At 63.7% G+C, this 24,509-nt stretch carries 24 protein-coding genes; 11 read left to right on the top strand and 13 right to left on the bottom strand.

The window, feature by feature from the left end; all coding sequences use genetic code 11:
* The first annotated feature begins 69 nt into the window (after window positions 1-69).
* The 9 genes from ACYQR9_RS12495 to ACYQR9_RS12455 all read left to right on the top strand — a co-directional run bounded on the left by ACYQR9_RS12495 (window position 70) and on the right by ACYQR9_RS12455 (window position 6,193).
* Complete coding sequence (locus ACYQR9_RS12495) at window positions 70-561, top strand: DUF721 domain-containing protein (protein WP_056430444.1); 492 nt, start codon at window positions 70-72, stop codon at window positions 559-561.
* Window positions 562-691: 130 nt separating this feature from the next.
* Complete coding sequence (locus ACYQR9_RS12490; protein ID WP_461226483.1) at window positions 692-1,345, top strand: DsbA family protein; 654 nt, start codon at window positions 692-694, stop codon at window positions 1,343-1,345.
* A gap of 204 nt (window positions 1,346-1,549) precedes the next feature.
* Window positions 1,550-1,945, top strand: a complete 396-nt coding sequence (locus tag ACYQR9_RS12485; protein WP_207410550.1) for an AtpZ/AtpI family protein — start codon at window positions 1,550-1,552, stop codon at window positions 1,943-1,945.
* An 82-nt stretch (window positions 1,946-2,027) separates the two neighbouring features.
* Window positions 2,028-2,783 (top strand): F0F1 ATP synthase subunit A, encoded by a 756-nt coding sequence (locus ACYQR9_RS12480; protein ID WP_018044492.1) that lies wholly within the window; start codon window positions 2,028-2,030, stop codon window positions 2,781-2,783.
* Between the two features lie 90 nt (window positions 2,784-2,873).
* Window positions 2,874-3,101: a F0F1 ATP synthase subunit C gene (locus ACYQR9_RS12475; protein WP_018044493.1), complete on the top strand. Its 228-nt coding sequence runs from the start codon at window positions 2,874-2,876 to the stop codon at window positions 3,099-3,101.
* A gap of 106 nt (window positions 3,102-3,207) precedes the next feature.
* Window positions 3,208-3,771, top strand: coding sequence for a F0F1 ATP synthase subunit B family protein (locus ACYQR9_RS12470; protein WP_461226481.1), 564 nt, complete (start codon window positions 3,208-3,210; stop codon window positions 3,769-3,771).
* 72 nt (window positions 3,772-3,843) lie between these two features.
* Window positions 3,844-4,329, top strand: coding sequence for a F0F1 ATP synthase subunit B family protein (locus ACYQR9_RS12465; RefSeq protein ID WP_207410765.1), 486 nt, complete (start codon window positions 3,844-3,846; stop codon window positions 4,327-4,329).
* A gap of 149 nt (window positions 4,330-4,478) precedes the next feature.
* Window positions 4,479-5,405, top strand: a complete 927-nt coding sequence (locus ACYQR9_RS12460) for an ABC transporter ATP-binding protein (protein WP_207410552.1) — start codon at window positions 4,479-4,481, stop codon at window positions 5,403-5,405.
* 26 nt (window positions 5,406-5,431) lie between these two features.
* Complete coding sequence (locus ACYQR9_RS12455) at window positions 5,432-6,193, top strand: ABC transporter permease (protein WP_461229793.1); 762 nt, start codon at window positions 5,432-5,434, stop codon at window positions 6,191-6,193.
* 6 nt (window positions 6,194-6,199) lie between these two features.
* On the opposite strand, the gene ACYQR9_RS12450 is transcribed toward ACYQR9_RS12455, so the two are convergent.
* Window positions 6,200-6,964, bottom strand: a complete 765-nt coding sequence (locus tag ACYQR9_RS12450) for an alpha/beta fold hydrolase (RefSeq protein WP_461226479.1) — start codon at window positions 6,962-6,964, stop codon at window positions 6,200-6,202.
* 263 nt (window positions 6,965-7,227) lie between these two features.
* Here ACYQR9_RS12450 and ACYQR9_RS12445 point away from each other — a divergent pair, with 263 nt between their 5' ends.
* Complete coding sequence (locus ACYQR9_RS12445; RefSeq protein ID WP_461226477.1) at window positions 7,228-7,674, top strand: SRPBCC family protein; 447 nt, start codon at window positions 7,228-7,230, stop codon at window positions 7,672-7,674.
* 82 nt (window positions 7,675-7,756) lie between these two features.
* On the opposite strand, the gene ACYQR9_RS12440 is transcribed toward ACYQR9_RS12445, so the two are convergent.
* A complete protein-coding gene (locus ACYQR9_RS12440) occupies window positions 7,757-9,103 on the bottom strand; it encodes an MFS transporter (protein ID WP_461226475.1) in 1,347 nt (448 codons plus the stop codon).
* 419 nt (window positions 9,104-9,522) lie between these two features.
* Between ACYQR9_RS12440 and ACYQR9_RS12435 the strand changes: the two genes are divergently transcribed.
* Complete coding sequence (locus tag ACYQR9_RS12435; protein WP_207410556.1) at window positions 9,523-10,371, top strand: FkbM family methyltransferase; 849 nt, start codon at window positions 9,523-9,525, stop codon at window positions 10,369-10,371.
* Between the two features lie 354 nt (window positions 10,372-10,725).
* On the opposite strand, the gene ACYQR9_RS12430 is transcribed toward ACYQR9_RS12435, so the two are convergent.
* From ACYQR9_RS12430 to ACYQR9_RS12380, 11 genes are all read right to left on the bottom strand, one after another.
* Window positions 10,726-11,907, bottom strand: a complete 1,182-nt coding sequence (locus ACYQR9_RS12430; protein ID WP_461226473.1) for a calcium-binding protein — start codon at window positions 11,905-11,907, stop codon at window positions 10,726-10,728.
* A 749-nt stretch (window positions 11,908-12,656) separates the two neighbouring features.
* Window positions 12,657-14,189, bottom strand: a complete 1,533-nt coding sequence (locus ACYQR9_RS12425) for an acyl-CoA carboxylase subunit beta (protein WP_207410559.1) — start codon at window positions 14,187-14,189, stop codon at window positions 12,657-12,659.
* 116 nt (window positions 14,190-14,305) lie between these two features.
* Complete coding sequence (locus ACYQR9_RS12420) at window positions 14,306-15,094, bottom strand: ATP12 family chaperone protein (RefSeq protein WP_461226470.1); 789 nt, start codon at window positions 15,092-15,094, stop codon at window positions 14,306-14,308.
* Window positions 15,095-15,170: 76 nt separating this feature from the next.
* Window positions 15,171-15,884 (bottom strand): HAD-IA family hydrolase, encoded by a 714-nt coding sequence (locus ACYQR9_RS12415; RefSeq protein WP_207410563.1) that lies wholly within the window; start codon window positions 15,882-15,884, stop codon window positions 15,171-15,173.
* Window positions 15,885-15,891: 7 nt separating this feature from the next.
* Complete coding sequence (locus ACYQR9_RS12410) at window positions 15,892-16,275, bottom strand: hypothetical protein (protein WP_461226468.1); 384 nt, start codon at window positions 16,273-16,275, stop codon at window positions 15,892-15,894.
* 106 nt (window positions 16,276-16,381) lie between these two features.
* Entirely contained in the window at window positions 16,382-17,800 is a 1,419-nt protein-coding gene (locus ACYQR9_RS12405) for an RluA family pseudouridine synthase (RefSeq protein ID WP_461226466.1), read from the bottom strand.
* Window positions 17,801-17,886: 86 nt separating this feature from the next.
* Complete coding sequence (locus ACYQR9_RS12400) at window positions 17,887-19,134, bottom strand: Hsp70 family protein (RefSeq protein ID WP_461226464.1); 1,248 nt, start codon at window positions 19,132-19,134, stop codon at window positions 17,887-17,889.
* Window positions 19,135-19,211: 77 nt separating this feature from the next.
* Complete coding sequence (locus ACYQR9_RS12395; RefSeq protein ID WP_461226462.1) at window positions 19,212-19,769, bottom strand: tellurite resistance TerB family protein; 558 nt, start codon at window positions 19,767-19,769, stop codon at window positions 19,212-19,214.
* Window positions 19,770-19,922: 153 nt separating this feature from the next.
* Window positions 19,923-21,425, bottom strand: coding sequence for a carboxypeptidase M32 (locus ACYQR9_RS12390; protein ID WP_461226460.1), 1,503 nt, complete (start codon window positions 21,423-21,425; stop codon window positions 19,923-19,925).
* Between the two features lie 50 nt (window positions 21,426-21,475).
* Window positions 21,476-22,792 (bottom strand): replication-associated recombination protein A, encoded by a 1,317-nt coding sequence (locus tag ACYQR9_RS12385; protein ID WP_461226459.1) that lies wholly within the window; start codon window positions 22,790-22,792, stop codon window positions 21,476-21,478.
* 258 nt (window positions 22,793-23,050) lie between these two features.
* Window positions 23,051-24,502: a DegQ family serine endoprotease gene (locus ACYQR9_RS12380; RefSeq protein ID WP_056430390.1), complete on the bottom strand. Its 1,452-nt coding sequence runs from the start codon at window positions 24,500-24,502 to the stop codon at window positions 23,051-23,053.
* Between the last annotated feature and the right edge of the window lie 7 nt (window positions 24,503-24,509).

The following is a 24,509-nucleotide window of genomic DNA, read 5'->3' as shown; positions in this document are numbered from 1 at the left end:
AGCATTCGAAAGCCGGCGCCGTTCGGGCTATCATGCGGCGTCCGCCCGCATCGGAAACTCTCGGAGCTCATGGCCCGCATCAAACCCCTCGCCGAGCTGATCGAGACCTGTATCGGACCGGCTTTCGCCGCGCAGGGGTTCGCCTCCACCGATATCCTCGCGGCCTGGCCCGATATCGTCGGCGAGCGCCTCGCCCGTTTCTGTCAGCCTTCGAAGCTCGAATGGCCGCGCCGTGCCAAGCGGGAGGAGCAGGGCCGGCCGGATCCAGGCACGCTCGTGGTGCGGGTGGAGGGCGTCTTCGCCCTGGAATTGCAGCATCTGGCTCCCGTGGTGATCCAGCGCATCAACGCCCATTATGGCTGGGCCTGCATCGGCAAGCTCGTCCTCAAGCAGGGGCGCGTTCATCAAGCCGTTCGCAAGCGGGTCGTGCCGCCCCTCGATCCGGTGAAGCGCGGCGAAGTCGCCCTGGCCGTGTCGTCCATCGGCGACGACGCGTTGCGTGACGCCCTCGATAGGCTCGGCGTGGCGATCGTGGCCTCCTCACCACCGCAATCCCGCTGAATCTCACTTCCGACACCATCCGTGTCGCGGCGCATGGAAGCGGGACCGCAGGTCCCGTCTTGTCAGATTGTTCGCGGGTCTCTACCGCAAGCCGCATGGATCGGATTTTCGAGCGGAGCCCGTCGACATCATGATCACCCGTCGCGACACCTTGAAACTCACTGGCATGGCCATCGGCGCGGCCGCGCTCCTGCCCCGGCTGACCCTCGACGCCTTCGCCCAGGATGCGAACCTCGCTTCCCTGATGGAGCCCGGCCCCCTCGGTGACGTGTGGCTGGGGCCGAAGGACGCCAAGGTCACGATCATCGAATATGCCTCGATGACCTGCTCGCACTGTGCCGCGTTTCACAAGAACACTTGGCCGGCTTTGAAGGAGCGCTACGTCGACACCGGCAAGGTCCGTTTCACGCTGCGCGAATTTCCCCTCGATCCACTGGCGACCGCAGCCTTCATGCTGGCCCGCTGCGACGGCGACGCGAAATACTACCCCATCACCGATCTGCTGTTCGACCAGCAGCAGGGCTGGGCCTACGTGCAGAAGCCGCAATCGCCGGTGGATGCCTTGGAGCAGATGTTGCGGCAAGCCGGATTCTCGAAGGAGAAATTCGAGACCTGTCTCAAGGATCAGAAGCTCTACGCTGCCGTGAACGCGGTGAAGCAGAAGGGGCTGGACACCTTCAAAGTCGACTCGACGCCGACCTTTTTCATCAACGGCGAGCGCTTCAATGGCGAGATGACGATCGACGGGATGGAGAAGGTCATCAAGCCGATTCTGGGTGCCTGAGACCGAAGCTTGGCCTCCGATTGCCCTTCATGCACGGGGCGCATCGTTCAGGATCGTCGCAAGGGCCTGTTTATCTATATTTTACAGGAACTTAAGGCCCATTCGGCGCGCCTTGACACTCAAGATAGGCGAAACTATGGTGCGCCGCGCTTGACGGGGTTTTCAGGTCGGTTCCCTCCACTCTCGCCAATGTGAGTTTTCGCCGTGAGCGGTAACGACGCAGGGGACGGGAATGGAGACGGACGGCAGAAGCCGGACGAGGATCTCTCGGCGAGACTAAAGCATCTCGAGAAGCGGATCGAGGAGAAGCGGCCCGCCGCTCCTTCCCGCCCCTCGTCGGGTGCCGGTGGCTCCAACGGGGCGTCATCCTTGGGCCTGGCGATGCGACTCTCCACGGAGTTCATCGCCGGTGTCCTCGCCGGAGGCATTCTCGGCTGGTTGTGCGATCAGTTTCTGGGGACGAAGCCCTGGGGTCTGATCGTTCTGCTCATGCTGGGCTTCGCAACCGGCGTCTATAACGTCATGCGTGTCTCGGGCTCGCTCTCGAGGCCGGCCGCGAAAAACGCGGTCGACAAGAACCAGGATCGGGAACGGTCCTGATCGGCGAATTTTGCCGCTTTCGAGCGGTCCTGAGGCAAAGCGGGCATCTCGCCCGCTCGTGGACAGAAGGACGGTAGCGGCAATGGCCGTAAAGATGGATCCGATCCACCAGTTCGAGCTCAAGCCGCTCGTATCCTTCGGTCATATCGGCAATCAGGAAATCGCGTTCACCCAGTCGGCGCTGTACATGTTTGCCGCCGTCGGGATCATCGCGCTGATCACGATCGTGGCGACGGCGCAGCGCTCGGTGGTGCCGGGCCGGATGCAGTCCGTGGCCGAGGTGTTCTACGAGTTCATCGGCTCGACCCTCCGTCAGTCGGCCGGGCACGGGTCCGAGCGGTTCATGCCGCTGATCTTCTCCCTGTTCATGTTCGTCCTCGTCCTGAACATGTTCGGCATGATCCCCTATGCGTTCGCCGTGACAAGCCACATCATCGTGACTTTCGCGCTGGCGCTCCTCGTGATCACCACCGTCATCGTCTACGGCTTCATGGCCCACGGCACGAAGTTCCTGAAGGTGTTCGTGCCCTCTGGCGTGCCGGGCTGGCTGATGCCGATGATCGTCGCCATCGAGATCGTCTCCTTCGTCTCGCGGCCGATCAGCCTCGCGGTGCGTCTCTTCGCCAACGTGCTCGCCGGCCACATCGCCCTCAAGATCTTCGCGGGCTTCGTTCCGGCGCTTCTCGCCGCGGGCGCCTGGGGTGCGATCTCGCCGCTGCCGCTGGCTCTCAGCGTCGCGGTGACGGCCCTCGAGTTCCTCGTCGCCGGTCTGCAGGCCTACGTCTTCGCGACGCTCGCCTCGATCTACCTCAGCGACGCCCTCCACCCCGGCCACTAGGCCCCGGCGGTATCCCCTTCCGTCCCCGGTCCGCGGTTGCGGCCGGATTCCTCTCCACGCAACGAACGAACCGATACCAGGAGCAATTTGATGGATCCCTTAGCCGCTAAGTACATCGGTGCCGGCCTCGCCTGCCTCGGAATGGCGGGTGCCGCCATCGGCCTCGGCAATCTCTTCGGCCAGTTCTACGCCGGTGCCCTTCGCAACCCGTCGGCCGCTGACGGCCAGCGCGGCAACCTGCTCCTCGGCTTCGCGCTGACGGAAGCGCTCGGCATCTTCTCGCTGCTCGTCGCGCTGCTCCTCCTGTTCGCCGTCTAAGTCAGACGACGTTCGTCGACCCGACAGCAGACCCGGACCGGGCGCCCCATTCTTCTGGACGCGCGCCCGGTCCTCATTCACGAACTTACTTTGAGCGAAGGACGTCATGGCTCAGCCGGCCCATCCGACCGCAACCCATGAAGGCATCATGGCATCGCCCGCGTCCGAACATGGCGGCGGCTTTCCGCCCTTCGAGAGCCATACTTTTCTCTCGCAGCTGATCTGGCTCGCACTGGCCTTCGGCCTGCTCTATTACCTGATGGACAAGGTGGCCCTGCCCCGCATCCAGGCGATCCTGCACGACCGCGCCACGCGCCTCTCGTCCGATCTCGACGAGGCCCAGCGCATGAAGTCCGAGGCCGAGGCAGCCGGAGCCGCCTACGAGAAGTCGCTGGCCGATGCCCAGGCGAAGGCCCGCACCATCGCCACCGAGACCCGCGCTGCCTTGAGCTCCGAGGCTGAAGCCCGTCGCAAGACGCTCGAGGCCGAGCTCAACGACAGGATCGCCGCCTCCGAAGCTACGATTCGCACCCGCACCGCCGAAGCCATGGGCAGCGTTCGCTCCATCGCCGGCGAAACGGCTACCGCCATCGTCGAGCGCCTCACTGGGACGGCTCCCGACCAGGCCAGCCTCGATACCGCATTGAACCGCGTCGCCATCCCGCACTGAGTGCGCCTGCAGCAGACGTGACCGGTCCGGCCCCGCCCGGCCGGACGCCAACGAAATAGGACGACGAGAATGTTGTTGGATGCCGAGTTCTGGGTCGCCGTCGCCTTCGTCCTGTTCATGGGCGTCGTGTGGAAGGTCGGCGGCTTCGCTCAGATCACCAAGGCCCTCGACACCCGCGGCCGCCGCGTTCGCTCCGAACTCGACGAGGCCCGCCGCCTGCGCGAGGAGGCTGCCACGGTGCTGGCCGACTACAAGAAGCGCCGCAGCCAGGCTGAGTCCGAAGCCGAAGCGATTGTTGCCGGAGCCCGCGAAGAGGCCCAGCGCATCGCCGACGAAGGCCACGCCCGTCTGAACGAGTTCATCGCTCGCCGCACCAAGTCGGCCGAGACCAAGATTGCACAGGCCGAGGTTCAGGCGACCGCGCAGGTTCGCGCCGCCGCCGCCGATGCTGCCGTAAAGGTGTCCGAGGTGATCCTGCGGGAGCGCCTCCGGGGCGATGCGGCTCTATCGCTCGTCCGCTCCAGCCTGGACGAGGTTAAGGGGCGCCTTCAGGCCTGAGTGTCACCTCCATCGACGTTCGGAGAAAGCCGCCGCAAGGCGGCTTTTTTGTTCTCCGGCGTGCCGCTTCACACTCGTCCGCGGCACCCGTCTCCATGGTATGGCAGCGCCGTTAGTCGCTCCGAAGAAAAATAATCCACGGAGATTCGATGCCGCCTATCATCTCCATCGCGGGCTTGTCCAAAGTCTACGCATCGGGTCTCCATGCCCTGAAGGATATCGACCTCGATATCGCTAGGGGTGAAATCTTCGCCCTGCTCGGCCCCAACGGTGCCGGTAAGACGACACTGATCAGCATCGTCTGCGGACTCGTCCGGGCAAGCGGCGGCACCGTTACGGTGGACGGCCACGACATCGCAAAAGACTACCGTAATGCGCGAAGAGCCATCGGCCTCGTGCCGCAGGAGCTCACTACGGACGCGTTCGAGACGGTTTGGGCGACAACGAGTTTCAGCCGGGGGCTGTTCGGTATGAAGGCCGACCCTGGTCATATCGAGCGGGTGCTGCGTGACCTGTCGCTGTGGGACAAGAAGGACAGCCGCATCATGACGCTGTCCGGTGGCATGAAGCGGCGCGTACTCATCGCCAAGGCCCTCAGCCACGAGCCGCGTATCCTGTTCCTGGACGAGCCGACCGCAGGCGTAGACGTGGAACTGCGTCAGGATATGTGGCGCTTGGTGCGGAAGCTGCGTGACCAAGGCGTCACCATCATTCTCACGACGCATTACATCGACGAGGCCGAAGAGATGGCCGACCGAGTCGGCGTGATCCGAAAAGGGCAGATCATCTTGGTCGAGGAGAAGGCCGAGCTGATGCGCAAGCTCGGCAAAAAGCGGCTGACTCTGCAATTGCAGGCTCCGCTCCCTGCATTGCCGGTCGAATTGGCCCCACACGGCCTCGCGCTATCGGCGGATGGTCAGGAGCTCGTCTACACCTACGATACCAAGGGCGAGCGCACCGGCATCACGACTTTGCTCACCGACCTCGCTGCGGCGGGAATCCCATTTCGCGATCTCTCCACGAGCCAAAGTTCCCTCGAAGACATCTTCGTCGATCTCGTGAGGGAGCAGGCATGAAGGTCGCCCCGATGAATCCGCTTGCGATGAATTGGCCGGCGATCCGCGCCATCTACCTCTTCGAAATGGCGCGTTTCTGGCGGACGGGCCTTCAGAGCATCGTTGCTCCGGTCATCGCCACCTCTCTGTATTTCGTGGTCTTCGGCGCAGCGATCGGTGCACGCATGGCTTCCGTGGATGGAGTCGCCTATGGCGCCTTCATCGTGCCAGGCCTGATCATGCTCTCTTTGCTGACGCAGAGCATCGCCAACGCATCCTTCGGCATCTACTTCCCGCGCTTTGCCGGGACGATCTACGAGATCCTGTCGGCACCGGTCTCGCCGTTGGAGATCGTGCTCGGCTATGTCGGGGCCGCGGCTTCGAAGTCGATCCTGATCGGCCTCATCATCTTGGCGACGGCGGCCCTGTTCGTACCGTTGAGGATCGAGCATCCGCTTTGGATGGTAGCGTTTCTCCTGCTGACCGCGACCACGTTCAGCCTTTTCGGTTTTTTGATCGGATTGTGGGCAGATGGGTTCGAGAAGCTGCAACTGGTGCCGCTTCTCATCGTCACGCCGCTCACCTTTCTCGGCGGCAGCTTCTATTCCATCGAGATGCTGCCGCCCTTCTGGCGGACGGCGAGTCTCGTGAACCCGGTGGTCTATCTCATCAGCGGCTTCCGCTGGAGCTTCTTCGGCACGTCCGATGTCGGGGTGGAGATCAGCCTCGCGATGACGTTGATCTTCCTCGCCCTTTGCCTTGCCAGCGTGACGTGGATCTTCCGCACCGGCTATCGGCTGAAAAGCTGATCGCCGTCACGGCCGCTCGTCGAGGAAGGCCAGAACGCCCTGCCGGTGCAGCTTGTCGCCGACAGCCGTGCTGTGATCGCGGTTGGGGAGTTCCAGGCTCTTCGCATGGGGCATGAGCGCCGCCAAAGCCGGGGCCGAGCCTGCTACAGTATCGAGGGTGCCCACCGTGACAAGAGTGGGAGCCTCGATCTGAGAGACTTCCTCCCGTGACAAGGTCTGGCGCGAGCCGCGCATACAGGCGGCGAGCGCCCGAAGGTCGCTTTTGGTCTGTTCGGCGAAGGTACGGAAGGCAGCGGCCGTGAGATTGGGCGCCTTTTCGCCAGCCGGAGCCTCCAAAGCCTCGGCGATGCCATTCGGCAAGCCCTTCCCCTCCACCAGATGCAGGCCGAGGCCCCCTAAAAGCACCGAACGCACCCGCTCCGGGTTGTCGAGTGCGAGATAGGCCGAGATCCGCGCGCCCATGGAATAACCCATGATGTCGGCGCGCTCGATACCGAGATGGTCGAGGAGCCGCCTTGTATCCTGCGCCATGATGTCGGAGCCATAGGCTTCCGGCGCGTAGAGCTTCTCGCTCTCGCCATGGCCGCGATTGTCGAGAGCGACGACCCGGCGCCCCGCCTCGGACAGGGTCTTCACCCAGAGTGTATTGACCCAGTTCACGGAATGGTTGGAGGCGAAGCCGTGGATCAGCACGATCGGATCACCGCGGCCTCCCTTCGCCGGTACGTCGATATAGGCGATGGTGGTCCCGTCGGAATCGAACGTCTGCATCGCGCTGCATGCTCCTGTCGGAAGGTCGATGGCGGCTCGAGGGCCATGCCTATCGGTCGCCAAAATCGTCCTTGAGCGGCATTGAGGCAAGGCGCGAGTGATCAGAGGGGTGACAGGACGGCCTTTCCCTTGTCCTCATCGTGCTCCAACCGTCTTCCTCCCCTTGCCGCACGGAACTTGCGGGGCGAAGAACGATCTGGCCGCCCCAGCTAAACGATTCAGGGCGTGCCATGCGGCTCGATCTTTCAGGATATGGACGGCCCATGATTCAGATCGTTCCCGTCGTCGTTCTCAAACACGTGGTGCGCGCCCCGCAGCCGGACGTCTTCCAAGCCTGGACGGACCCATTGCTCGCGCGAGGCTGGATGGCGCCGGTTGGAACCGTGGCGGAACATGTGGAGATCGACCCACGGGTCGGGGGGACATTCCTGCTGCGTGGACGGGATGAGGCGGGCGCGCTTCACGCGGTTACCGGTCATTTTGAAGAGATCCGACGCGGGCATCACCTGCATCAGACCTGGACTTATGACGGGCCGAACGAAATGCTGCGCATCGGCGAGACTATCGTGCAGGTCGATCTTCTGTCGGTGGGTGACAAAGCCACGGAGATCACATTAACGCACCGCCGGATCGTCAGCGTGGACGTACGCAACGCCTATCGATTGCATTGGCGCGACCGCTTCGAAAAGCTTCACGCCTCGCTGGCCTAAACGAGCGCCGCTGCATCTAAAGCCGACAAGGGGGGCAACGACTAGCGTCGCTGCTCCCGTTGTCGCGGATGTGATGAGCGATCTAGGCGAAGGCGGGCTGGCCGCTGGCGACGGCGCGTTGGGCGACCGCTTCGTCGTACAGCTTCTGCTCGTTTTCCTTATGGGTGAGCGAGAAGCGCACGGAGATTGCGCAGAGCGACGAGATCAGCACGGCGATGCCGAGGATGAACAACGCGCCGGGCAGGTTGCCGACCCCCTTGAGCAGGAATCCAGCCGCCACGGCGCCGACATTTCCACCCGCGCCGATGATCCCGGCGACACCGCCCAGCGCCTTGCGATCGATGAACGGTACGAGGGCATAGGTCGCGCCGCAGGCCATGTGGGTGAACAGACCGAAGGCGAGCATGGCGATGACGGCGAGCGCGACCGACCCCGCATAGGCGAAAGCGAGAAGGCCGAGACCCTCGCCGACCATCAGCACGAACAAGAGCAGGGTGCGGCCGTCGAGGCCTTTCTTACGTGCGACCCGGTCGGACGCGATGCCGCCGAGCGCACGGGCGAAGAGAGCGAGAAGTCCGAAGCTGCCGGCCGCCATTCCGGCCTGGGTCAGGTCGAGGCTGAATCGTTCGACATAATACGTCGCCGCTACGGCATGGATGAAGATCTCGACGCCGAAACAGGCACCGTAGGTGATCGCGAGCATCCAAACGCGATAGTTCGCCATCGCCTGTTTGAAGACGGCCCAGCCGCCCTTCTTGCCGGCGTCAACCGAAACGCCGCGCGCACGAAGCTCGGTGATGTTGCCCTCGGGCGTGTCCTGCGTGAACCGGTAATACAGGAATGCCACGACCAGCATCATGACGCCGGGCACGATCATCGACAGGCGCCAGCCCATCGTCTTCTCGACGCCGATGCTGACGAGGGCCGCCAGAATCAGCGGCATCGCGCTCTGGGTGACACCACCGCCGGCATTGCCCCAGCCGCCGACCGTGGCGTTGGCCGTACCGACCACGTTCGGTGCGAACATGACCGAGGTATGAAACTGCGTGATGACGAAACTCGCCCCAATGGCGCCGATGGCGAGGCGAAAGAACAGGAAGCTCTCATAGGAATTGGCGAAGGCGATGCCGATCACCGGAATCGCACCGAGGGTCAGCAGACCCGTGTAGGTCAGGCGCGGCCCGAACCGGTCACACATGGGACCTATCAGGAGGCGCACCAGGATGGTGATACCGACTGCGGCGATGTTGATATTGTAGACCTGATCGTTGGTCAGCTTGAACTCACCCTTGATGACCGGCATCAGCGGAGCGACGGCAAACCAAGCGAAGAAGCAGACGAAGAAGGCGAGCCAGGTGATGTGGAAGGCACGCATCTGGGGCGTGGCCAAACTGAAGAGATCGATTCGGGTCGCTTTTTGGGACTGCATGCGGAGAGGTTCCAGGCGATCGGATATCTCCCGGCACTCCTCGCGAGTGGCCCCCATGAACGGGGTGGGGAGAGATTGGTCGCTCACGCCACAGTGAGCACGAGCCGCCCGTCATCGAAGGCGTCTCTCGCAGGCGCCGTTGCCCACCTGAAGCCATCTGCATGGTATGTGCCAGCTCTAAGCGATTCCGTAAGGCCGCCCGTCACTGCGGCTTTCCCTGGGGCTGCATTGTTCCCCTACCCTTTTCATGAAGGCGCCAGTCCTGCGGAGGATGCCTCCCCGATAACCGTTTGCGCAGTCGATAATCGGGGACGTGCGCCGTTTGTGGGCATGGCGTCGGATTATGCAGGCTTCAGGGGCGGTGCTGGACGACAGGAGAAGCTTGCCGTCAGGCTGCCGGGCTGGCATCACCCGGCGCAATGACCGATACGCATTCTTCCGGCATCCCGCCCTTCGGCACCCACGCGCCCAAGGGGCTTGTGGCACGCATCACCAAGCGCACGGTGAACCTCTCGGGCAAAAGCTGGGCGGGGCGGCGTCTCGGCTTCCTGCTGAGGCGACTCGCGATCACGATGCTGCAGGGTCAGCCCCTCGACGTGGAGCGTTTTGGCGCACGGATGCGGCTGCACCCCTACAACAACAATTGTGAGAAGAAGGTGCTGTTCACGCCGCAATTCTTCGATCCCGAAGAACGTGCGCTTCTGGCGTCACGGCTGCAGCCCGGCTGCACCTTCCTCGATATCGGGGCCAATATCGGCGCCTACGCCTTGTCCGTCGCCGCCTTCGCCGGTCCCCGCGCGCGGATACTTGCCGTGGAACCTCAACCCGACATCTTCGATCGGCTCACCTACAATATCGCCCAGAACCCGTTCGGCACGGTGAAGGCCGTGGCTTGCGCGGTGGCCGATAAGGCCGGTGAACTGACCTTGTTCGTCGATCCGCGCAACCGGGGCGAATCGAGTCTGAAGATTGTCGGCACCAACGAAGGTGCACAGATCCGAGTGCCTGCAGTCACCCTTCTGGGCCTTGCCCAGGGCGAAGGCATCACCCGGATCGATGCGATCAAGCTCGACGTGGAGGGGGCCGAGGACCTGATCCTGGAGCCGTTCTTTCGTGAGGCGCCGGTCTCCCTGCACCCTCGCCTGCTCCTCATCGAGGATGGCACGGCGCAATGGCAGATCAACCTCGTCGGCCTGCTCGAATCGCGCGGCTATCGCCAGATCGCCCGCACGCGGCTGAACCTGATCTTCGAGCTGAGAGGCGCCTGAAGCGATTGTCGCCCACTCGAATGGGTCGAGTGGACTCACCGCATGGTCAGGGTGGCGACGGACAAACACTGCCACGCTTGGCCAAACAGGGTTTTGCGCTCACGATCGACCGCTCAGCGCCATCCACCTAGCCTGCCGCCAGAATACCCCACATGGCCTCACGAGCGATAAGGGCGTCTTCAGGGGGGCGCGACCGACACCGCCGCTTGAGTACAGTACCCCAAGGCCATTGTAAGAATGCGCCTCTCTCGAGGATCCGGCGACTGCGTCGCCGGAATGCACTCGTAGCAAGAGGCAATGCCTGCCTTTCAGGCGCATGCTGATGCTTTCAGTAAAGTTGCCGTGTAGGAACAGTTAGATAATAAAACTACCGTCCGTCAGGCTCGATGCCACGACATCGTGCAAGATGATTTTCTGCGCAGGGTCTGCAATCCCGGCAAACGTAACTTGCGTATCCTGTCCGCCGTTGATCGCTTTAATTTTAATGTCACTGAAGTTTTTCGCGATGAGTGTTACATTAAGGCGATCGATATCGACTTCGAATTTATAAATGTTGTCTCGGCCGAAATTACTGTCCGTATAGCCGAAAATGGTTTCGCCCGAACCTGCAAACAACTTATCGTTGCCGGCGCCGCCAGTGATACTGTCGTTGCCGTCGCCGGACAAGATCCAATCATTGCCCTGGGTGCCATAGATGATGGTACTATTTTCCAAAGTCGTCTGAGATACGATGGTTTGACCTTGCGTTACGAACTCGAACGACACATCACCGCCGTTCCGAACGTAGGTCCTTTCGATACTATTGAAGTTGCTGTTTGTGAGTTCGATAGCGCCCGTGACAATCAGCACGTCTTTCCCGGTGCCTCCGTCGATGATGACGGGATCCTCGGAAACGACGAGGCGGTCATTGCCACCTAGGCCGTAAAGAGAGTCGTTTCCTCCGTTGCCGATCAAAGTGTTGGCGGCGGCGTTGCCCGTGAGATGGTCTCCATGGGTGCTGCCATTGATCTTGGAGATACTGATCAAGACGTCGCCTTCGGCATCGCCACCTCGATTGACGCCCGTGCTCAGGTTGACGGTGACTCCCGCGGAGGAATGCTCGTAGCTCGCCGTGTCGGTTCCCAAGCTGCCGTTCAAGATGTCAGCGCCAGCGCCTCCTTCCAGCACGTCGTTGCCGCGACGACCGTTGAGCGTGTCGTCTCCGAGCCCTCCAAGAAGACTGTCCGAGCCGGATCCACCGGTCAGGACATCGGCGAAATTTCCGCCCTCGAGTGTCGTTTTTCCAAGGCGGTCGGAGAAGTTGAAATCGTAGCCTCCCGAAAACGCCGTAGCATGGTGCGACAAGCGATCTTCAGAAAAGTAGAATAATGTTGTCCCGTCTCCATCGCTATCGCGAATCACGAGTCGCTCATCGACCCCGACGGAGCGGACATAAATATCTGCTTCCGGATCGTCGTCATACCGTTGCGGAGGAAATACAGTGATGGAATCGTCATCATTGTAACCTGTACCTACCGTGATTTTAATGGTCGGCATGGCGAATCCTAGAATCTATCCAATAAGGATCTCGATCACTAGGTTCAGCGTAGCGGTCAAATTTGAGGTTGCAACTGAAAAAAGAGAGGCGGGTTGTTTTTAAGGCAATAATCGTTGGAGCGGTTTATTTCTGTATTGATGAGCCGGTAACCGGTGATAGCGATTTGCGGGTTTGTTCACGGCAGTGCTGACAATGCCCTTGAAAGAAAAGGTACTGTTTGTCTTGCCACGATGGGGCGTTGGGGAAGCTCAAAAGCGGAGATTCCGGTCCAACCCAACCCAGCGAGCTGGTAGCCGGCCCTTGCCGGCGCAAGCCGCGAACCATCGGCGCAAGCTCTCGATCTGTCCCTCCTGCGTCGGATCATCCTGGCAGCATCCGGGAACAATCGCGATATGGGTGAGAGTGCCGAGCCTTTGGTAGGTATGGCGGCTTTCCGGGACAGCTGTCAGATCCCCCGGACCGGACGGAGGGAACTTCGAGCGGCCGGTCAGCTGAGCACGTTCGCCCATCCCATCGAACCACCTCATCCAGATGTGCCCCGCGTATGTGGGTCTTGAGGAACTCTTTCGTTCGCTCAGGTCCGGCTGGAGCCTTTCTCATCGTCAGGTGCCGCGGCACCTGACGATGAGGTCGAGATTGGGATGGCCGAAGACGTCATCGCGGCTCCCGCACCCCATGTCATGGCCCACCATCCACTTCGCGGTGGGCCACTGGGAATAGGCTTCCCCGGTGGGAAGCCTACCACCGCTCAGAGCGGGATGTTGTCATGCTTCTTCCAGGGCTGCTCCATTTCCTTGGTTCGGAGCATGCCGAGCGCCCGGGCGATGCGTTTACGCGTCGAGTGGGGCATGATCACCTCGTCGATGTAGCCGCGCTCGGCCGCGACGAAGGGCGAGAGGAAGCGGTCCTCGTATTCGCCGGTTCGTGCCGCGATCTTGTCGGTATCGCCGATCTCGCTGCGGAAGATGATCTCCACCGCGCCCTTGGCGCCCATGACTGCGATCTGCGCGGTCGGCCAAGCGTAGTTGATGTCGGCACCCACGTGCTTGGAGGCCATCACGTCGTAGGCGCCGCCGAAGGCTTTGCGGGTGATGATCGTCACCAGCGGCACAGTGGCTTGGCTGTAAGCGAAGAGGAGCTTGGCGCCGTGCTTGATGAGACCGCCATATTCCTGTGCGGTGCCGGGTAGGAAGCCGGGGACATCGACGAAGGTGACGATCGGGATCGAGAACGCATCGCAGAAGCGCACGAAGCGGGCCGCCTTGCGGGACGCATCCGAGTCGAGCACGCCGGCCAGGACCATCGGCTGGTTGGCAACGAAGCCGACGGTGCGGCCCTCGATGCGGCCGAACCCGGTGATGATGTTGCGCGCATAAGTCGACTGGATTTCGAAGAAGTCGCCTTCGTCGGCCACCCGGCGGATCAACTCACCCATGTCGTAGGGCTTGTTCGGGTTGTCCGGAATCAGGGTATCGAGGGACTTATCGAGCCGGAGCGGGTCGTCGAAGCTTTCGATCTCCGGCACGCCGTCGATGTTGTTGGCGGGCAGGAAGTCGAGCAAGCGGCGGATCTGAAGGATCGCCTCCACGTCGTTCTCGAACGACCCGTCGGCAATGGAGGACTTGGTGGTGTGGACCTTGGCGCCGCCGAGTTCCTCGGCCGTGACGACCTCGTTGGTCACGGTCTTCACCACGTCCGGGCCCGTGACGAACATGTAGCTCGTGTCACGGACCATGAAGATGAAGTCGGTCATGGCGGGCGAATACACATCGCCGCCCGCGCAGGGGCCCATGATGACCGAGATCTGAGGAATGACGCCGGAAGCGGCGACGTTGCGGCGGAATACCTCGCCGTAGCCGCCCAAAGCGGCGACACCTTCCTGGATGCGGGCGCCGCCGGCATCGAAGATGCCGATGATCGGGGCGCGCATCTTCAGCGCCATATCTTGGACCTTGACGATCTTGGCGGCATGCGTCTCGGAGAGCGAGCCGCCGAAGACGGTGAAGTCCTTGGAGAAGAGGAACACGGTGCGGCCGTTGATGGTGCCCCAGCCGGTGACCACGCCGTCACCGGGAATCTTCTGCTTCTCCATCCCGAAATCGGTCGAGCGATGCTGCACGAACATGTCGAATTCCTCGAACGACCCATGGTCGAGGAGGAGTTCGATACGCTCTCGTGCCGTCAGTTTGCCGCGCTTGTGCTGGGCCACGACGCGGTTTTCGCCGCCGCCGAGACGGGCTTGAGCGCGCCGCTCTTCCAGCTTCTCGAGAATATCCTTCATGCGTGGTGAGCCTTGAGATGGGTTCGTGGGGGTGAAGCCGTGCCGTGTCCGACAGCATGGCTTGGCGGTATACTTCAAAAGCGCCTTAGCACGGGGGAAAGGCAGCGAAAATGAATTTAACGAGCCAGGGTTGCCAGCGTCGCTGCGGCCTCGAATTCAGCCTTCCGCAGGGCATGCCGAGCCTCAGCTTCGGCATCGCTACCCCAGACGCTGGCCTGATAGGCCTCGTCCACATGCGCCGCCGCCCAGGCGTCCATCGGAGTGAGACGTCCATGCAGCGTGGCGAGGGCGATCAGGAGAGAGCCAGTCAAGGTCGTCATCGTGTGGAGCGCGGCCAGCCGGAAAGGCCCTTCGACGGCCGCGATCACAGCGCGAAGTGCGTTCACCGACGTCTCCGGCTGGGTCACATGCATCACGCCTTCGCTGAGGATCAGGCGTACGCCCAGGGTCTCGTGCGCCCAGTCGATCACGGGGTTCCAGGCACGGGCTTGATCGGCCACGAGACGTTCCGGGTCTCCGGCGCGGTAGGCGACGAGATCCGTCCCTGCATAGGCCGAGAGATCATCGATCACCGCGTCACGGCGGGGAGCGACCCCGTCGATGGCGGTGTTGGCGAGGCGAGTCAGCGGCATGGTCGAGGGGGCGATGAACTCGGCCTGCGCTGCCCATTCTGCGGCGATAGCTTCGCCGAGTGAGCGGGTCGGCAAGGTCAGCGGATTACGGGCCGGTGTATTGGCAGATCGCCCATCGAGAATCAGGCGAAATCCCTCCTCGCTACCCGCGAGGCCGGCCACTTTGTAGAACCGCTTCGGCAATGCGGGGCGGGTTTGTGCGCGCACGGCCTTGTGCGGATCGTGCACCGGAGGGGCGTCGCCAAGCCAATCGGCAGGATCGTCTGTACTCATGGCGAGAGGTTCTAGCGCATCGTCTCGCAGCCTGCGAGCAGGAAGCCGGCGCGATACTGAATGGCTGTTGCGAACTTTACTCGCGGGTAAGATCCGCAATCGTCATGTCTACGGTGACCGTCCGAAGGCCGCCCGTGAACAGATCTGCCAGAGCGGAAGCGGTTTCGACCACGGTCACTGCCCCAGCGCCAAGCAGCGCTCCCGGCGGATGGTAGCCCCAGGCGACACCAATGGCGGCCGCGCCGGCACTCACCGCCATATCCATGTCGTAGGTGGTGTCTCCGATCATCACTGTCGTCTCTGGCGGTGCTCCAACCGCGGCCATGGCCTGATGCAGCATCGCCGGGTCGGGCTTCGATGGCGCGTCGTCGGCAGTCTGGATGGTGGCGAAGACGTCGCCCCAGCCATGGCTTTCTACGAGCCGATCGACACCGCGCCGGGATTTCCCCGTGGCGAGTCCGAGGCGCAGATCGTCTCGGGCATGCAGACGTTCGATTAGATCGCCCATTCCGGGGAACAGTGGCTCTTCATAGGCCGGATCCAAGCGCAAGGTATTGAAGGCCCGCTTGTAGCTCTCGGACAGGCCTTCCACAGGCCCATCCTCGCCTACGAGACGCCGGAAGGCCTGCGGCAGTGAAAGGCCGACAACGGAAAGGGAGACTGATCGCGAGGGTGGAACGATGCCGTGCTCGGCGAAGGCCATGCCTTGGGCCGCAACGATGAGGTGCTGGCTATCAACCAGCGTACCGTCAACGTCGAAGACGACGAGCTTCACGGAAGAGTCCTGCATGGCCGCATTACGGCTGACGCCCTGGCTGCAGTTGTTGCGCCGCTGCTTGGCCTGGCTTCTGGCGTTCGTAGCCGAGCTTGCAGCGGATCAGAAAGCGCCGCCGGACCCCGCCGCGCAGGCCGCGCGCGTGCGAAAGCCGGTTGCAACTGGCATAGGACCGCCGCCTGCGTTCGCCCGCCCGCGCCTGTGATCCATGGCGGCCGACGGCGGGAGGTGGCTGGGCTGGGTTTTGCGTTACCGGAGCGGGAACCGCTTTTACCGCGGGACTTGGCGGGGTCTGTTGTGGACCAGCCGCCTGCGCGGCAGCCTCGGCGGTCAGCGACGCTGATCCGAAGCACACGAACAGGCCGATCAAGGCGGTGCTGGCCATGGTCGCGAACGTCATCGGCATGGGTTCTCGCTGCAACGACGGGTGTGGTCGACCACAAGGATAAGGCATGGCGCCCGATTGCCAAGGCGCATCCGCGGATGCTCCCCGCAGATGCGGCCAAAGCGGATCACGCTTCCGGCGCCTCGACGATGGGATCGTAGCGCGAGGCGTCGAAGCCCAGAAGGTTCCAGCTCTGCGCCATATGCGGCGGTAGAGGCGCCGTGACGTCAACCGGCTTCAACGTGCGCGGATGCGGAATGACGATCCGACGTGCCAGGAGGTGCAGCCGGTTCTGGATGCCTCCCGGCAACGCCCAGTTCTCGACGCTGAAATATTTCGGATCGCCGACGATGGGGTGGCCGATATGCGCGGCATGGGCTCGGAGCTGGTGCGTGCGCCCCGTCACGGGCTTCAGCGAAAGCCAGGACAGCTTCTGCGCCGCATTGTCGACCATGGCGTAATAGGTGAGCGCGTGGGCGGCACCGTCGTCGCCGTGCTGGGCTACCCGCATTCGGGCGTCGCCGTCGGGGGCTTCCTCCTTGGCGAGATAGGTCGAGATCCGGCCCTGAGGCACGCGCGGGACACCGGCGGTGAGTGCCCAGTAGACCTTGCGGGCGGACCGCGAGCGGAAGCTCTTGGCGAGGGTCGCCGCAGCCAGGCGTGTCTTGGCGACGATGAGGCAACCGGCGGTGTCTTTGTCGAGGCGGTGGACGAGGCGCGGCTTCTGTCCGTCCGGTCCGGTCAGAGCCTCCAGCAGCCCGTCCACGTGGCGCACGGTGCCGGAGCCGCCCTGGACCGCGAGGCCAAAGGGCTTGTTCAGCACCATCATGTCCGCATCCTCGTAGAGGATCAGCGAGCGCAGGAAGTCGGCATCGGTGGCGTCACGCGCAACACTGCGCGGTCGTTCCGCCACCGGGTCGAGCTTGAGGGGCGGCACGCGCACGCTCATGCCCGGCAAGAGCCGGTCGTTCGGCTTGGCGCGCTTACCGTCCACACGCAGCTCACCCTTGCGGACGATGCTTTGAACACGGGTGAAGGGTAGCTGCGGGAAACGCGTCGTGAGGAAGCGGTCGATCCGCATTTCGGCTTCGTCTTCCTCGACGATCAGTGTCTGTACGCCGGAGGCCAAAGTCGCGGAGGCGGCGGCGCGCTGTTCGCGCCGGGTCGGTCCTTCGACCACTGGTTCCGGGGACTTGGCGCCAGCGCGGCGTGGACGCGGCGCGTCCAATAATTTCTCCGCTACCTCATTACGGGGCGCCCGCGTCCGAGGCGCACGGGCCACCGGGATTTCGTCATCGGACGGCGTCTCCGGGGCATCGCCGGGGCGCCAGGGGGCACGCTTGTCGGCCTCGCCGCGCAACTGCGCCGCGCGATGGGCGGCGTCGAGGGCGCTGGTGCGGGGGCCAGTGCCTTCGCGGTCTGGCCTGCGGAACGTGCCGGGCTTGCCGGGACGGTAAGGCTTGCCGCCGCTGCCGGGCGGCCTGCCTTTGCCGGCGCCGGAACCTTTACGTCCGGCATTGCCGCGTGATGGTGGTCTGGTGGTCATCGCGTGCTCGTAACACCCTCGCCCCTCTGGGCAAAGCGCTTCGAGGATGGGGCGCTTCGAGAACGCGACGTTGCATGAACCGCAGTTCAGGCGGCGCGGCGGCCCGCCTCAATGGTCAGCCCGGTCCCGACGGAGCCGAACGTATCACCGTCCACAACTCTGGCATTCGGGACGCCCGCCACCAATGCGGCACGGACATGCGGCAGGCCCGTGGACCCGCCGGTCAGGAACAGGGCGTCGATGCCCTCGGCCGGCAAGCCCGCCTGATTCAGGCAGCGCCCGATCCTCTCGGCGATTCGCCGAGAGAGCTCTTCCGTCTGCGCCACGAGGCCGGCATGGTCGAGGTTGGCGGCGAGACCCGGCTCGACCCAGCCGAGCGCGACGCCGCCCTGGCCGGCATCCGAGGCAGCGATCTTGGCGCCCTCGACTTCCATCGCCAGGGAATGCCCGCGTTCGGCTTCCACCACGGTGTAGAGCCGAGCGATCAGGTCCGGCCGGCGCGCGTCGCGGCGGACCTCCTCGATCTCGCGGAGGGTCTTGGCATTGTAGAGCCGGTTGATGCTCGACCAGGTGGCGAGGTCGTGGAAATACCCGGTCGGCACGTCGAGGTCGCCTCGGTTCATCGGGCTGCCGAGGCCGAAGAGCGGCATTACCGTGCCGAGGCTGAGCCGCCGGTCGAAATCGGTACCGCCGATGCGTACGCCGTCATTGGCGAGGATGTCGCCGGACCGGTCGACCTTGGTATGGCGCTCCGGTGAGAGCCGGACGATGGAGAAATCCGAGGTGCCGCCGCCGATATCAGCGATGAGCGCGATCTCCTCCCCCGTCACCTGCTGCTCGTAATCGAGCGCCGCCGCGATGGGCTCGTATTGGAACGAGACGTGGCGGAAGCCGATGCTCTGGGCGATCTCGCGCAGGGCATCCTCCGCGCGGGCGTCGCCCTCCGGGTCGCCATCGACGAAGTGGACCGGGCGGCCGTGGACCACGGTATCGATGCCCGTTCCCGCCTGCGCCTCGGCGCGCGTCTTCACAGCGGAGAGGTAGCGGGCGATGACGTCGCGGAAGCGGATTCGCTCACGCCCGACTGGCGTCGTTTCCTCGAGTAGCGAGGATCCGAGCACTGACTTCAGGCTGCGCATCAGCCGCCCCGGCGTGCCCTCGACGTACTCCGCCATGGCCGCGCGGCCGACGAGGGGCGTCCCACCCGGCGGGAAAAAGATCGCGCTGGGAATTGTCACGTGGTCGCCCTCCAGTCGCAGCAGGGCGGGCCGTCCCTCGGTGACAAGGCCGAGCGTGGTGTTGGACGTGCCGAAATCGAGGCCACAGGCCGCCATGTAGGATCTCCGGACGCTGGTCCGCTGGAATGGGGGGCCGTCGACCTACAGGCTGGGCCCGTCCCGGTCCACCGGTCTCAGCGCTCGAAATCGCCGGCCCGGCTCGCCTTCAGCGCAGGGCTCCCACCCGTGAGCCGCCGCTTGAGCCGCACGATCGCCTCTCGCTGCAACTCGCTGGCGGCGGAATGGGCGTTGGCGACCTGTGAAAGCATGTCGATGAAATGCAGACGCTCGGCCGCGGTCAGGTTGTCCCGCAGCAGGGGCAGCATTTCGTCTGCCACGAGGGAGAACGGTCGTCGTGCCTCGGTGTAGGTCCACGCTCGCTCGAACGTGGCCGAGATAGTATCGATCTGGAGCGGAGAATCCATGAATTCCAGGATCTTGGTCTTCTCGGCGGCGGTGACGGGGCTACCCGTGCGCACCAATTGGATCATCAGGATCACCGCCGCGAGCCTGACGTCCCGCACTCGCTTCAGCGGCGTGCCGATGATGTCCTCCAGGGTCGATTTCGCCCGACGCTGAAGGCCCTTCGTGTCACGATTGACCTCCCTCAGCGCCGTCGCGGTGCCATGTGCGCGGATGATCCAGAACAGGACGGCACCCACGATCCCGATCGCTGCGACGATGACGACCATTCAAGCGAACCTTTCCCCGGATCCGATCCGGCTCGGACGATTGTTTCGGCTGTGAGCATAGCGCCATGGCGGCAGCGGCAAACCCCGAGGGACGTCCGACCCCGCGAAGGATCGCCACGCAGCAACCGATTCGCAACCAACCGATGCGAGCGTTCAGCTTTCCCCGAGATAGCGGTGGCGCAGGTGGCGCATGTAGTCTTCTGCGCCCAGGGGCTTGCCGGTGGTGGCAACGAGCAACTCGTCCGTCTCCAGGAAACTGCCGCGTCCGTGCACGTTCTCGCCGAGCCAGCCGCGCATGGCGGTAAAATCGCCCTCGGCCAGATCGGCTTGGATTCCGGGCAGGTCCTCACAAGCGGCGCGGAAGAACTGCGCAGCCGCCATGGCGCCTAGGGTATAAGTCGGGAAATATCCGAAACTGCCCCCGGGCCAGTGGATGTCCTGCAGGCAGCCGAGCCGGTCGCTCGGTACCGGGAGACCAAGTAGCGAGCGCATGCCTTCATTGAATGCGCCCGGTAGATCGGTGATTGCGAGATCACCGGCGATCATCGCGGTTTCGAGGTCGTAGCGGAGGAGGATGTGAGCCGGATAGGTCACTTCGTCGGCATCGACTCGGATCAGGCCCGGCTCAACTCGTGTGTAGAGGCGGTGCAAGTTGTCGGCATCCCAGGCGCTTCCCTGCCCGCCGAACGCCTCGCGCAGCCGAGGTGCCAGGTAAGCGCAGAACTCGGCTGAGCGGCAGGCCTGCATCTCGATCAGCAGCGACTGGCTTTCATGCAGGCTCATCCCCCGGGCGTTCCCCACGGGCTGGTGGAGCCATGTGGCCGGCCGGCCCTGCTCGTAGAGCGCGTGGCCGGTCTCGTGCAGCACGCCCATCAGGGCGCGGGTGGCATCGGTCTCGTCGTAGCGCGTGGTGATGCGCACATCGTTGGTGGCGCCGCCGCAGAATGGATGCAGGCTGATATCCAGCCGTCCGTGTTGAAAGTCGAACCCGGCGGCGCGCATCAGCGTCAACCCAAGGGCCTTCTGCGCTTCCACCGGGAATGGCCCGGGAAGCGGGATCGGTGCCGGCAGTGAAGCCTGACGATCGCGGATCACGTCAATCAATCCCGGCAGGATCGCGCGAAGCTCGGCGAAGAGCGGATCAATCGCCGCCTGGCGCATGCCGGGATCGTAACCGTCGAGGAGGGCATCGTAGGGAGCAAGCCCCAGGGCCGCGCCCTTCGCCTCCCCGACCTCCCGCTGCAGCCGCAGGGTCTCGGCCAGATGAGGTGCCAGCATCGCGAAATCGGATCCTGCCCGCGCTTCCCGCCATACCATTTCGGAGTGGGACGACGCCTTGGAGCTCGCGGCGACGAGATCGCCCGGCACGGCGGACGCATGATGATAGGCTCGTCGCATCTCGCGCAGATTAGCGCGCTCCCACGTCCCGAGGCCGGTCTCGTCGTCTAAGGCCTCCGCAATCAGGTCGCCGGTCTCGGTGCCAGTGAGAATCTCGTGGGCGATGACCCGCAACTGCGCAAGCTGTTCTGCCCGACCCTCTGCGGCGCCGTCCGGCATGAACGTCTGGGCGTCCCAGCCCAGGATGCCGGCCGCATCGTCGATGGCCCCGATGCGGGCGAAGCGGGTGGCGAGGCTCTGATAGGCATTCGTGGTCATGGTTGGCCTTCCTGCTTGACGGAGCGCCGCCCTAACACCGGACGTCGCGGTCAGCGTTCCTCATCACGACGTTGCTTTCGCAAGGCCTCCCAATGGGCAAGGCGGTCGCCGTAGCGGGTTTCCATGCCACGGTCGGTGGGCTCATAGAAATACTGGCGGCCCAGCGCCTCGGGCCAATAATCCTGGCCCGAGAACGCATCCGGCTCATCATGGTCGTAGCGGTAGCCCTCGCCATAGCCGATCTTGCGCATCAGCTTGGTGGAGCCGTTGAGGATGGTCCGGGGCGGCGGCAGTGAGCCGTGCTCCTTAGCCACTCGCGTCGCCGCCTTGTAGGCATTGTAGACCGCGTTCGATTTCGGCGCGCAGGCGAGGTAGACGGTGATCTGGGCGAGCGCCAATTCCCCTTCCGGCGAGCCAAGGAAATCGAATGCGTCCTTAGCGGCAGTGGCGACGATGAGGGCCTGGGGGTCGGCGAGGCCGATATCCTCCACGGCCATGCGCACGAGGCGCCTTGCGATGAAAAGCCTGTCCTCGCCTCCGTCGAGCATGCGGCAGAGATAATAGAGCGCCGCATCGGGGTCGGAACCACGCACAGTCTTATGCAGTGCGCTGATGAGGTTGTAGTGCCCCTCCTGGCTCTTGTCGTAGATCGGCGCCCGGCGCTGGACGATCTCCTGCAAGGTGGCAGCGTCGAAGATCTCGGCTCGCTTGGCAGAGCGCCAGACCTCTTCCGCTAGGGTGAGGCAGGCCCGTCCGTCACCGTCGGCCATGCGGACGAGGACGCCGCGCGCGTCTTCGTCCAAAGGCAGCGAACGCCCCGTCAATTCCTCTGCCCGGACCAGTAGCTTGGCGATGGCGACGTCGTCGAGCGAGCGGAACAGCAGGACGCGGGCGCGCGAGAGAAGCGCGGCGTTGAGCTCGAAGGAAGGGTTTTCGGTAGTGGCGCCAACGAGCGTTACGGTTCCGTCTTCCATCACGGGAAGGAAAGCGTCGAGCTGAGCCCGATTGAAGCGGTGGATCTCATCCACGAAGAGCAATGTCCCCTGACCCATCGCCCTGCGCTGGCGCGCCGCCTCGAAGACCTTTTTCAGATCGGCGATGCCGGAAAAGATCGCCGAGATCTGTTCGAACTTGAGGTCAGTCTCGTGGGCCAGAAGGCGGGCCACCGTGGTCTTGCCGGTACCCGGCGGCCCCCAGAATACCAGTGAGCCGAAGGATTTGCCGTTAAGGAGCCGGGTCAGCGAACCGTCCGGCCCGGTGAGGTGCTCTTGTCCCACCACCTCGGCGAGGGAGCGTGGACGCAAACGGTCCGCAAGCGGGCGAGGCGCATCGTTCTGCAGACCGGCGGAGGCGAAGAGATCGGACATTGACGCATAGAAGACGCGGGCTGCGCCATCCCGCAATCTGCAAATGACCTCGTCCCCGCGTTTCGGTGGACTTGCCGCCCTGCCTTACAGTTAGGATGCCGAGCAAAGATCGGATCGGCGCCTCGCACGTCTTCCTCATATGGGCATCCAGCGAATCACACGCGATCCCGGCCTCCTATGACCAACGTTTAATTCGCCAGGGCATGCCTCTGGAGCCCGGTGCCGGAGGATACCGGATGCGTGGACTGAATGAGGCCTCTAGCCTCCGAATACCGAGGTCAACACTGTGCCGCCGCGATTAATCGTAATCTCCCAAATGCCGGGATTGGTCCGGATCAGGCGCTCGAGATCTTTCGTGGCGGTCACTGGGGCTCCGTTGATCGCCACGACCACGTCTCCGACCTGGAGTCCGTTGCGAGCCGCGATGGACCCTTCCTCTACGGACGAGACCGCTACTCCCTCGGAGGCGAAATCCTTCTGCAATTCTTCCGCGACGGCCGGCGAAGTGTTGACGAGGGTGGCGCCGAACATGGGCGAGCGAGTGCGCAGCTTCACCGCCTCGCGTGGTCGTGTCTCCGGAGCAGAGGCGAGTTTGACTGAAATCGTGGAGCGGGAGGTGCCACGCAGGATGCCGAACTTGGCACTTCCGCTGATTCCCTTCAGGGCAAAGCGGTAACCAAAGGCTTCCGGATCATCGACGACTTTGTCGTCCACCGTGAGGATCAGGTCACCGCGCTTCAGCCCGGCCTCTTCGGCCGGGCTTTTCGGCTGCAGGCTCGCCACCAAGACTCCGGTCGGATGGTCGAGGCCCATGCTCTCGGCGATGTCCGGTGTCACGTTCTGCACCCGCGCCCCAAGCCACGGGCGGCGTACCGTCGTGGCACCACCCTTGGCTGTCTCGACCACGGCGCGAACCATGCTTGTGGGGATGGCAAAGCCGATGCCGTGGCTTCCACCGGATTGTGAGTAGATCGCCGTATTGATGCCGACGAGCTGCCCTTGCAGGTCAACGAGAGCGCCGCCGGAATTGCCCGGATTGATCGCCGCATCGGTCTGAATGAAGAATTGGTAGTCCGAAGACCCGACCTGGGTACGCGCCACCGCCGAGACGATGCCCTGCGTCACTGTCTGGCCGACGCCGAACGGGTTGCCGATCGCCATCACGAAGTCGCCGACCTCCAGCGCCTCGGAATCCCCCATCGGCATTGGCACGAGTCCGCCAACGGGGCTCTTGATCTTGATGACGGCAAGGTCAGTGCGGGGATCGCGCAAGACGATACTCGCCTCGAACTCCCTTCGGTCGGAGAGCGAGACACGAACCTCATTCATGTTATCGATGACGTGGTTGTTGGTGATGACGAGCCCAGATTCATCCACGATGACGCCGGACCCCAAGGATTTCTGTGCCCGCTCGCCCGGCATGCCCTGGCCACGACCAGAGCCTTGCTCGCCGAAGAACCGGCGCATGAACTCGTCCATGGCGCTTCGCGACGTGCCCCGTTGCTCCACATGCGACGCGTAGACATTGACCACCGAGGGAGCGGCTCGCTTCACCACCGGCGCGAAAGAAAGATGGACTTCGCCCTTCGAGCCGGGAACGATCTTGGCCGGAACGTGCGTTTCCGGCGTCTTCATCATCTGCGCTTGAGCGTTTGGCGAGACGACGATGGACGCCGTGACGAGGCAGGCGAGCAGCGGCCGATGAATCATCGCGATC

It is taken from the genome of Methylobacterium sp. CM6241 (assembly GCF_054817845.1).
The sequence above is the reverse complement of the archived record's forward strand: the minus strand, read 5'-3'. Positions and strand labels throughout refer to the sequence as shown.

What these genes read in the sequence shown, in the direction of transcription:
- ACYQR9_RS12480 (WP_018044492.1), top strand. Translation starts at nt 2,028, where the DNA reads ATGGCCGTAAAGATGGATCCGATCCACCAGTTCGAGCTCAAGCCGCTC.
- ACYQR9_RS12440 (WP_461226475.1), bottom strand. Translation starts at nt 9,103, where the DNA reads ATGCAGTCCCAAAAAGCGACCCGAATCGATCTCTTCAGTTTGGCCACG.
- ACYQR9_RS12495 (WP_056430444.1), top strand. Translation starts at nt 70, where the DNA reads ATGGCCCGCATCAAACCCCTCGCCGAGCTGATCGAGACCTGTATCGGA.
- ACYQR9_RS12400 (WP_461226464.1), bottom strand. Translation starts at nt 19,134, where the DNA reads ATGGCGGCCTGTGGCCTCGATTTCGGCACGTCCAACACCACGCTCGGC.
- ACYQR9_RS12430 (WP_461226473.1), bottom strand. Translation starts at nt 11,907, where the DNA reads ATGCCGACCATTAAAATCACGGTAGGTACAGGTTACAATGATGACGAT.
- ACYQR9_RS12405 (WP_461226466.1), bottom strand. Translation starts at nt 17,800, where the DNA reads ATGACCACCAGACCACCATCACGCGGCAATGCCGGACGTAAAGGTTCC.
- ACYQR9_RS12475 (WP_018044493.1), top strand. Translation starts at nt 2,874, where the DNA reads ATGGATCCCTTAGCCGCTAAGTACATCGGTGCCGGCCTCGCCTGCCTC.
- ACYQR9_RS12410 (WP_461226468.1), bottom strand. Translation starts at nt 16,275, where the DNA reads ATGCCGATGACGTTCGCGACCATGGCCAGCACCGCCTTGATCGGCCTG.
- ACYQR9_RS12385 (WP_461226459.1), bottom strand. Translation starts at nt 22,792, where the DNA reads ATGTCCGATCTCTTCGCCTCCGCCGGTCTGCAGAACGATGCGCCTCGC.
- ACYQR9_RS12380 (WP_056430390.1), bottom strand. Translation starts at nt 24,502, where the DNA reads ATGATTCATCGGCCGCTGCTCGCCTGCCTCGTCACGGCGTCCATCGTC.
- ACYQR9_RS12390 (WP_461226460.1), bottom strand. Translation starts at nt 21,425, where the DNA reads ATGACCACGAATGCCTATCAGAGCCTCGCCACCCGCTTCGCCCGCATC.
- ACYQR9_RS12450 (WP_461226479.1), bottom strand. Translation starts at nt 6,964, where the DNA reads ATGCAGACGTTCGATTCCGACGGGACCACCATCGCCTATATCGACGTA.
- ACYQR9_RS12420 (WP_461226470.1), bottom strand. Translation starts at nt 15,094, where the DNA reads ATGAGTACAGACGATCCTGCCGATTGGCTTGGCGACGCCCCTCCGGTG.
- ACYQR9_RS12460 (WP_207410552.1), top strand. Translation starts at nt 4,479, where the DNA reads ATGCCGCCTATCATCTCCATCGCGGGCTTGTCCAAAGTCTACGCATCG.
- ACYQR9_RS12470 (WP_461226481.1), top strand. Translation starts at nt 3,208, where the DNA reads ATGGCTCAGCCGGCCCATCCGACCGCAACCCATGAAGGCATCATGGCA.
- ACYQR9_RS12435 (WP_207410556.1), top strand. Translation starts at nt 9,523, where the DNA reads ATGACCGATACGCATTCTTCCGGCATCCCGCCCTTCGGCACCCACGCG.
- ACYQR9_RS12445 (WP_461226477.1), top strand. Translation starts at nt 7,228, where the DNA reads ATGATTCAGATCGTTCCCGTCGTCGTTCTCAAACACGTGGTGCGCGCC.
- ACYQR9_RS12415 (WP_207410563.1), bottom strand. Translation starts at nt 15,884, where the DNA reads ATGCAGGACTCTTCCGTGAAGCTCGTCGTCTTCGACGTTGACGGTACG.
- ACYQR9_RS12490 (WP_461226483.1), top strand. Translation starts at nt 692, where the DNA reads ATGATCACCCGTCGCGACACCTTGAAACTCACTGGCATGGCCATCGGC.
- ACYQR9_RS12395 (WP_461226462.1), bottom strand. Translation starts at nt 19,769, where the DNA reads ATGGTCGTCATCGTCGCAGCGATCGGGATCGTGGGTGCCGTCCTGTTC.
- ACYQR9_RS12425 (WP_207410559.1), bottom strand. Translation starts at nt 14,189, where the DNA reads ATGAAGGATATTCTCGAGAAGCTGGAAGAGCGGCGCGCTCAAGCCCGT.
- ACYQR9_RS12455 (WP_461229793.1), top strand. Translation starts at nt 5,432, where the DNA reads ATGAATTGGCCGGCGATCCGCGCCATCTACCTCTTCGAAATGGCGCGT.